Origin of the sequence: Vallitalea okinawensis (genome assembly GCF_002964605.1) — a bacterium.
GTDB classification, from domain to species: Bacteria; Bacillota; Clostridia; order Lachnospirales; family PQDH01; genus Vallitalea_A; species Vallitalea_A okinawensis.
In genome coordinates, this window is record NZ_PQDH01000001.1 from 1110277 (window position 1) to 1118193 (window position 7917).

Sequence of the window (7917 nt, forward strand, 5' to 3'; positions counted from 1 at the left end):
TTAGTAAGATTAACTTCTATCCTCTACTTTTATAATATGAGCCGTCACATCACTCAATTTAGCCTTATTAATGATTGGATTCTTACTACTATAATCAAATAATACAGCAGTTAACCTCTTCTGAATCTTCCCATCCTTTAACCAAGCCAGTACATTTATAGGAAAGACTTCAACATGAGCTTTACGACTAAGTTGTTTTGCATTCAATTCCTCATAGTCTGGTAAATACCGTTCTACAAGAAGAGGATCCTGATAGAATTCACGTATACTTAATTCATAGTCCGCAATCTGAAGAGGACGCATCCAATCTGCAAGCTTTTTAGCTTTCTCATGATAGTATAGATCAAATAACAATAAGCATATAAAGACTTGATCATCATCACTAAACTTTTTGTGATAAAATTCTACTAGATGATCATAGTATGCTAATTTACTATGATTTAAATGATGGTAACCTTCTTCTGTCCAAAATTCAGCTAATTCCTCAAAACATTTAAAGGGTGAATCAAATAATGATACTAGATAGGTAATACCATTAATGAATCGACCACTATTATAGTAATCTTCCACCATTTCCTCAATCATTTTAAGCTTAAGCATTTCATCATAGGATACTTCCTTTGTATATAAAATCTCATAAGGTGCATGATCACGATACACTAAACCATACTTTTCCTGATCATAATATAAACCAGATCCTTTGAGTACTTTTAAGAAACCTAATTGGAGTTGCTCAGGTTTTAAAGCATACACATCATTAAATGAACGCCCAAAGGATTCATAGTCTTCACCAGGTAAACCAGCTATCAAGTCTAAATGCTGATGAATGTTCTCTAGAGCAGTTATTTTTTTCACCTTTTCACTAAGCACCTCAAAATCCATTTTTCTTTTAATATAGTCTATGGTTTGCAGATTCGTTGATTGAACACCTATTTCAAATTGAAACAAACCTGGCCTAGAAGCCTTTAATATATCAATGGTCTCTTCATCTAATAAATCAGCTGAAATCTCAAAATGGAAGTTGGTATACCCATTATCATGATTCATTAAATAGTTCCATATATTAAGAGCATGTTTTTTGGAGCAGTTAAAAGTTCGGTCCACAAATTTAACTTGCATCACGCGATGATCTAAAAAGAGCTGCAATTCATTTTTAACTAAATCAAATGATCGATAGCGCACACCTTTTTCAGTTGATGATAAACAATATTGGCAGTTAAAGGGGCATCCTCTCGTTGTTTCATAATATATGATTTTGTTTTGAAATTCACTGAAATCCTCATAAGGGAAAGGTATATCATCCATGTTCATAGCCGGTCCTTTGGTTGTCACATGAAGTGTTTCTCCTTGTCGATAGACAATTCCAGGCACTTCAGACAAATCACCCTTTTGATCAATATACACTTCCATGAGTTTATTAAAAGTTGCTTCACCTTCACCAACAATCACAATGTCCACATCTTTATAGTTTTCCATAAATCCTTTTGATTCATAAGAAACTTCTGGTCCACCAAAAACTATCATTGTCTTTGGTGAAACTTTTTTGAACTCAGTCGTAAGTTCTTTAATCATTTCTATGTTCCAAATGTAACAGGAAAGGCAAAGGATATCAGGTTTTTCAAGGTATAATTCACTGAGTATATAATCCATTGAATTATTGATGGTGTACTCTTTTAAATATAAATCTCTTGTATAAGTTTTACAATATCTCTTTAAATAGCGTAATGCTAGTGATGTATGGATATATTTTGCGTTAATTGCAGTTAATAGGACTTTCATTTTATCACATTCTTTCATTATACATGTCTCTTTTATCATTCAATCAATTGCTATAAATTTCATAAATCAAACAATCAATATCATTAATGTTTAATTTAAGCTACACTGTTTAATAAACATAGTACCTCAGTATTTAGTATTTTAGCATACTTTTCGACATAACTAAAGGGGATATAGAAAAAGCACATAATAAGTGTTACCGGATAATCATAATTACCGTTTTCACTTATTATGTGCTTCATTATTATGTACACTTACCATGGTATATATTCTTGATTTTTTTCTGGTATTTTCCCCTTCGCATCTTCTAACCATTTAAAAAGCAAATCATGTAGCTTTTTTGCAACTTCTGGTTGTGTTCCTGATAAATCAAACTTCTCTTCAATGTCCTTCTCTAAATCATAGAGTTTATAGCACTCCTCTTCAAAGAAGTAGATAAGTTTATAGTTACCATCTCTAATAGATGCAGCCGGCGTACCACCTTGGTTCCCATAATGAGGATAGTGCCAAAAGATAGGTCCTCTTTTAAAGTCATCTCCTTTTAAAACAGGTAAAATACTTTTTCCATCAATGGTTACCGGTTGTGGTTCTCCAATCAACTCCATAATTGTGGGATAGAAATCAGTACTGGTGATATATTGAGAAGTTATGCCTTCTTTAATAAGAGCTGGATAACGCATAATTAATGGTTCTCTTACCCCACCTTCATACATCCATCCTTTCCCTTCAGATAGAGGCGCATTACAAGTGGGAGACCCCTCTGCTGTAGCTAAACCACCGTTATCGGATGTAAAGATGATTAATGTGTTGTCGTATAACTCTTTTTCTTTCAAAGTATTAATTAATCGACCAATATTTTCATCTAGGCTTTTAATCATACTAGCGTAGGCTGGATCTGATTGAATAATTCGTCTAGTAATCTTTTTATCCTTTTTGTGCTCACATGGAAATGTATCACCTATTTCATAGGGTTCAACCTGATCTAATCCCATCTTCTCAGCTTTTTCTTCAAAATATGTTATGTATTCTTGCTTCCCTTGTATAGGTGTATGGACAGTATAGTACCACAGATTGAGAAAGAAAGGTTGCTCATTTTCTTCATGTTTTTCAATTAAGTTGATAGCTTCGCTTGTTAAACGATCTGTTAAGTATTCTCCTGATTCACCATCATCTAGGTTTTCAATGGAGTAGGGACTAAAATAGCCTTTCCACGGATGTCCCCAATGACATCCTCCAATATTCACATCAAACCCTTGATGCTGTGGATAAAATGGTTCTTTGCCAAGATGCCATTTCCCTATGTGCCAAGTTGCATACCCTGATTCTTTTAATGACTTAGCTATGTTATTTTCCTCAAGAGGTAAGTGATCAATATAAGGCGCATCAATTAATTTCCCTCTTGTTTTTCCACCAATCCAATTGGTTAACTCTAATGAAGCCGGATATTTTCCAGTTAAGATACTAGCTCTTGTTGGACTGCAGACAGGACAGGCAGCATAAGCATTATCAAAGAGTAGTCCGTCCTTTGCGAGCTGATCAATATTTGGTGATTCATAAAACTCACTACCATAACAACCTAAATCACGCCACCCCATATCATCGATTAGAATAAATAAAATGTTCGGTTTCATCTCTTCACCTATTTTCACTGAATATTTTCTTTCATATCATTGATTAATTCTTTTATATTAATGTCATCTACTTTTTCTTTAAAAACTCCTGAACATAAAGCACCTAATAGATAGCCAGACTTAGATCGAATAGGAACTGCAAACCTTCTTCCAGAAAAATAGTAACCTTGATCATCTACAGCGCCTTCTTTTTTAGCTTGTTGAATCTGTTCTTCTATCTGTCCCTCGGTCACTCGTTCCATCTCTCTCTTCTTATAAGTCAAACTTTTATCCATTAACTCTTTACGTGAACTTTCCTCTTGCTCCGCTAAATAAAGTATCCCCCATGGGAAATTAGCTAGATCTGTACTTTTATCGCCTACTTCAAGCATTGCTAAATTTGCAGGGGCTATCACTTTTGACAAAACTACCATTGTATCATTATCAAATCCAACCAAAATAAATGTTATATGATGCTTCGCATTAAGTTCTACCATCTTATGGTGATATGTCTTAACAAGATTATCCCATATATTATTCTGCTTAGAGAGTATATAGGCTTGGGTGCCTAAACAATACCCTGTACTGTTTTTAGCCAAATATCCTTTTTCAATTAATACTTTTAATAGACGGTTTAGAGTCGTTGCATGATACCCTGTTTCTTCCTTTATTCGATTGAAAGTAACTTCACCTTTGCTAGCAACATATTCGAGTATCTCTAGTCCTCTAGCTAATGCTGGAGCCGAAGATTTTTCTTGCATACTTTTACCACCTAACTGTTGTTATTCATGATCTTTGTTTTTTTCGTATTCTACTCTTTTTTTATTATAACATACTTTATCATGTTGAATTATTTTAGGTGATTTTTCTCCAGCTCTTATCATTCGATCTATTAAGATATCAGCTAATTCTTTTCTCACTTCTTTAAACTCATTACATTCAATCAAATTATTTTTTTCAAATGGATCATTATCAAGATCAAACATTTCCCATTCCATGTATGTATCACTTTCTGAATCCTTACTTCCATTTTTATTAGGGTCCACGATAGCATACTTCCACCTACTTGTACGTATAGAACGCCCTACACAGCTTTCACTTATTTGTACAAAAACATTATCCCGCCAAGTAGTATTTTCTCTCATGAGTTTTTTTAAGGATTCTCCTTGCATACTCTTTGTAGGATGTGCATCTGCTACATCAATAATGGTCTTTGGTAAATCTAATAAACTAACAAGCTCATTCACTACTTTACCGCCTTTAAAACCTGGTCCATTTATAATCATCGGTATACGAATTGCATTCTCATGCCAAGAGCGCTTATACTCTTTATTCCTCGTTCTGAAATGGCATCCATGATCACTGGTAAAAATAATAATCGTATCATCATGCAATCCTTTTTCTTCTAGTTTCTTAACTAAACGTCCAACATTACTATCAATGCTAGCACAAGCGCCTAAATATTCTTCATAGTTCTCTTTATAATCCCCATCTTTTCCATGTAAATCTTCTGGAAGCTCGTAGTTTTTGTATTTTTCTATAGAACCTTCTGGTCCTACAAAACGGTTCTCATCGTTTTGATGATGAGGTTCAATGTAAGATAAGAATAGGAAAAATGGCTCCTCCGATTCTTTGTCCACACCATCGAGGAAGTCTAATGCATAATCTGTCGTACAGTCTGCACGATACCCCTTAAATTCTACTTTTTTATTGTCTGCATTCCACATATAACCGCCAAAACCATTTGAAGTAAACTCTAAAACATCCGAAGCTATCCAATAATCTGTATATCCTCCTCGCATTTCCTCAGGAACTGGATCACATACGGTACTTGCTAAATGCCATTTTCCTACATAACCTACCTGGTAGCCTGCATCCTTTAGACGACTAGCTATGGTATCACTGTTTTTCGGTAACTCGATGCCATTCCTATAACAACCTACCTCTGTAGCATAACGCCCTGTTTGTAAACATGCCCTGGCAGGACCACAGACTGGTTGGCAAGTAAAAGCATGCTTAAAAAGTGTGCCATCTTCTGCTAAGGTATCAAGATGAGGGCTTATGGGTAATTGTTGCCCATAGCACCCAAGAGTGTCCCAGCGTTGTTGATCCGAAAAGACAAATAAAATATTGGGTTGTTTTTGCTTCACTTTTATTCCTCCTAATTTAATATAGTATCATATATGTAACTAAAAATTATATATATGTAACTTTATTCGTTAGCCTTATTTTATAACTATCAAGCTCGAAAGTCAATAAGCATTGTATACAAAAAAAGCTAAGTTTAAATGAACTCCACTAAACTTAGCCTTTATAATCATTCTTTATTTATTTATCTCTTATAAGTACCATGGTATTATGAGGTACATGTTCGTAGAACCATTTAGCATCTTCATCGAGAAGGCGAATGCATCCATGGCTAGCTGGTTGACCGATTTTTTCAAGCTCTTCTTGAATCATATTTCCTTCTTCATCAAAGGGTACTCCATGAAATAAATATTGCTCCGTTATACGTACCCAATAATGGGCTCCTTGACCAAATCTAGGTGAAAAGAATTTATCACCACGGTCCTGTAGGTAATAGGTACCATATACCGATGGCGATTCTTCTGTCCCTCCAGAACATGGCATTTTACGAATAACTTCCTTGCCTCTTTTAACAATTACTTCTTGTTGATCACCCAGTATAACCTCTACCCACAATTGATCATCTTTAATGGACATGGTTTTAAAGTCATATTCCTGTTCTTCACTCCACTCCCCATCAATACTCATCACTTGAAGACTCATTTTGTAATCCGTATTCTCTTCTAAGAGACCATCTGGTAGGAAGATCATTTTATCATTCTCTATCTTAACTTCTCCAGTCATATTTTGAAAGCGGACCCTTCCTTTTTTAATAATCGTGTCTGCTTGAATAACAATCTTAGGATAGATGCTTGTTGTGTCAAAGCCTTCGTCAATCTCCACATTAAGTATTCCAGGCTTCTTAGCTGTCACAAATTTAACCTCCACCTCTTCTTCCATTTCATCACCGCTAAAACTGCTTATATTCTTTAATACAAAGGAATACTCACTATTTTCATTAAGCGCTTCATTAGGATACATGATCCAATGGCTATAATCAATTACCTTACCATCTTTATCATAATATTTAAGAGGATATATTTCATAGTCAAAATCAGCTTCGATATTTTTAACTAAACTCCTCTCATCCATTAGCGTATTAAACACTAAATTAATTGGACCGCTAGTTGGAATTACTTCTTTAGGTTGTATGTCGATCAATTCAGGTTGACATTCAAATTGAACCATTTGCTCATAGCGTTTATCAAATAGTAGCTTGGTTGGTAAATCATTAATTTCTATGTCAACTCTCTGCCCCTTTGGATAGTCTAATTCCTTAATGACCAGTACCAATTCATTGCTATCCTTCCAATCATAGCTGTATTGGTAATTGCAATGATTATATTCAGACTCTATATGAATATAGTCATCAATAGGTAACTGTTCCATAGGAAATAAAAAGTTAATATGTAGTATAGCTTGGTCATCATCAATTTCTACTGTTGTTAAAGCCATGTTTTCGATAATGATGACAAAACAAGCGATGATTATTAGTACAATTATTAATACTATGTATCGCTTGAAATCCTTAATCAATTTTATCACATCCATCCCTAACCATATACTATACATCACTACTCTATTCTATTTTATGTATGGATGTACTCTTTAGAACAAATGTCATATAAATTTAAATATTAAAAAACTCTTCAGTTATAACTGAAGAGTTAATGAAGCGCGAGACGGGATTCGAACCCGCGACCCTCGCCTTGGCAAGGCGATGCTCTACCACTGAGCCACTCACGCAAAAAGCGGGTGATGGGAATCGAACCCACGTATCCAGCTTGGAAGGCTGGTGTTCTACCATTGAACTACACCCGCATATGAAATTATGGTGCCCAGAGGCGGAATCGAACCACCGACACGAGGATTTTCAGTCCTCTGCTCTACCGACTGAGCTATCTGGGCTTATTAAAAAGTATTATATCAATTATTTATTTAAAAGTCAATGCCGGAGACCGGAATCGAACCGGTACGATCGGTAAAGATCGCAGGATTTTAAGTCCTGTGCGTCTGCCAGTTCCGCCACTCCGGCTTAAAACTTTAAATGGTGGAGGGAGAAGGATTCGAACCTTCGAAGTCGTAGACAACAGATTTACAGTCTGCCCCCTTTGGCCACTCGGGAACCCCTCCATATAATAGACTTTTATTCTTTGCTAAAAACAGTAAGCCATTAAGAATAAATGCCGTAAAGCGCGAGACGGGATTCGAACCCGCGACCCTCGCCTTGGCAAGGCGATGCTCTACCACTGAGCCACTCACGCGTGTCACTGAACGTACTATCATGAATTTTGAGTTTTGTAAAGCTGACGCTTTCAAAACTTTATTCCTTAGAAAGGAGGTGATCCAGCCGCACCTTCCGATACGGCTACCTTGTTACGACTTCACCCCAGTCATCGAC

The 7917-nt window shown here is 35.6% G+C and carries 5 protein-coding genes, 6 tRNA genes and 1 rRNA gene; all 12 read right to left on the reverse strand.

Translation table 11 applies throughout. The features are described from left to right. Positions 1-9: 9 nt before the first annotated feature. A complete protein-coding gene (locus tag C1Y58_RS05090) occupies positions 10-1797 on the reverse strand; it encodes a B12-binding domain-containing radical SAM protein (protein ID WP_242985329.1) in 1788 nt (595 codons plus the stop codon). A gap of 236 nt (positions 1798-2033) precedes the next feature. Beyond that, positions 2034-3410 carry a sulfatase gene (locus tag C1Y58_RS05095; RefSeq protein WP_105614892.1) on the reverse strand — a complete coding sequence of 459 codons (1377 nt, stop codon included), beginning with the start codon at positions 3408-3410 and terminating at the stop codon, positions 2034-2036. Positions 3411-3424: 14 nt separating this feature from the next. Further along, entirely contained in the window at positions 3425-4150 is a 726-nt protein-coding gene (locus C1Y58_RS05100) for a helix-turn-helix domain-containing protein (RefSeq protein ID WP_105614893.1), read from the reverse strand. A 21-nt stretch (positions 4151-4171) separates the two neighbouring features. Continuing rightward, positions 4172-5539: a sulfatase family protein gene (locus tag C1Y58_RS05105; protein WP_105614894.1), complete on the reverse strand. Its 1368-nt coding sequence runs from the start codon at positions 5537-5539 to the stop codon at positions 4172-4174. 178 nt (positions 5540-5717) lie between these two features. Next, positions 5718-7088 (reverse strand): L,D-transpeptidase, encoded by a 1371-nt coding sequence (locus C1Y58_RS05110; protein WP_105614895.1) that lies wholly within the window; start codon positions 7086-7088, stop codon positions 5718-5720. Positions 7089-7190: 102 nt separating this feature from the next. Continuing rightward, positions 7191-7262: transfer RNA gene (locus tag C1Y58_RS05115), tRNA-Gly, on the reverse strand. Positions 7263-7266: 4 nt separating this feature from the next. Beyond that, positions 7267-7337: transfer RNA gene (locus tag C1Y58_RS05120), tRNA-Gly, on the reverse strand. Between the two features lie 11 nt (positions 7338-7348). Further along, positions 7349-7424 (reverse strand) — tRNA-Phe (locus C1Y58_RS05125). 41 nt (positions 7425-7465) lie between these two features. Then, positions 7466-7551: transfer RNA gene (locus C1Y58_RS05130), tRNA-Leu, on the reverse strand. Between the two features lie 13 nt (positions 7552-7564). Further along, positions 7565-7649, reverse strand: a tRNA-Tyr gene (locus C1Y58_RS05135). Between the two features lie 59 nt (positions 7650-7708). Continuing rightward, positions 7709-7780 (reverse strand) — tRNA-Gly (locus C1Y58_RS05140). 70 nt (positions 7781-7850) lie between these two features. Further along, positions 7851-7917 (reverse strand): 16S ribosomal RNA (locus C1Y58_RS05145); the annotation flags it as partial.

Bases quoted from the DNA above. Each gene is read 5' to 3' on its own strand.
- C1Y58_RS05100 (WP_105614893.1), bottom strand. From the start codon at position 4,150: ATGCAAGAAAAATCTTCGGCTCCAGCATTAGCTAGAGGACTAGAGATA.
- C1Y58_RS05110 (WP_105614895.1), bottom strand. From the start codon at position 7,088: ATGTATAGTATATGGTTAGGGATGGATGTGATAAAATTGATTAAGGAT.
- C1Y58_RS05095 (WP_105614892.1), bottom strand. From the start codon at position 3,410: ATGAAACCGAACATTTTATTTATTCTAATCGATGATATGGGGTGGCGT.
- C1Y58_RS05090 (WP_242985329.1), bottom strand. From the start codon at position 1,797: ATGAAAGAATGTGATAAAATGAAAGTCCTATTAACTGCAATTAACGCA.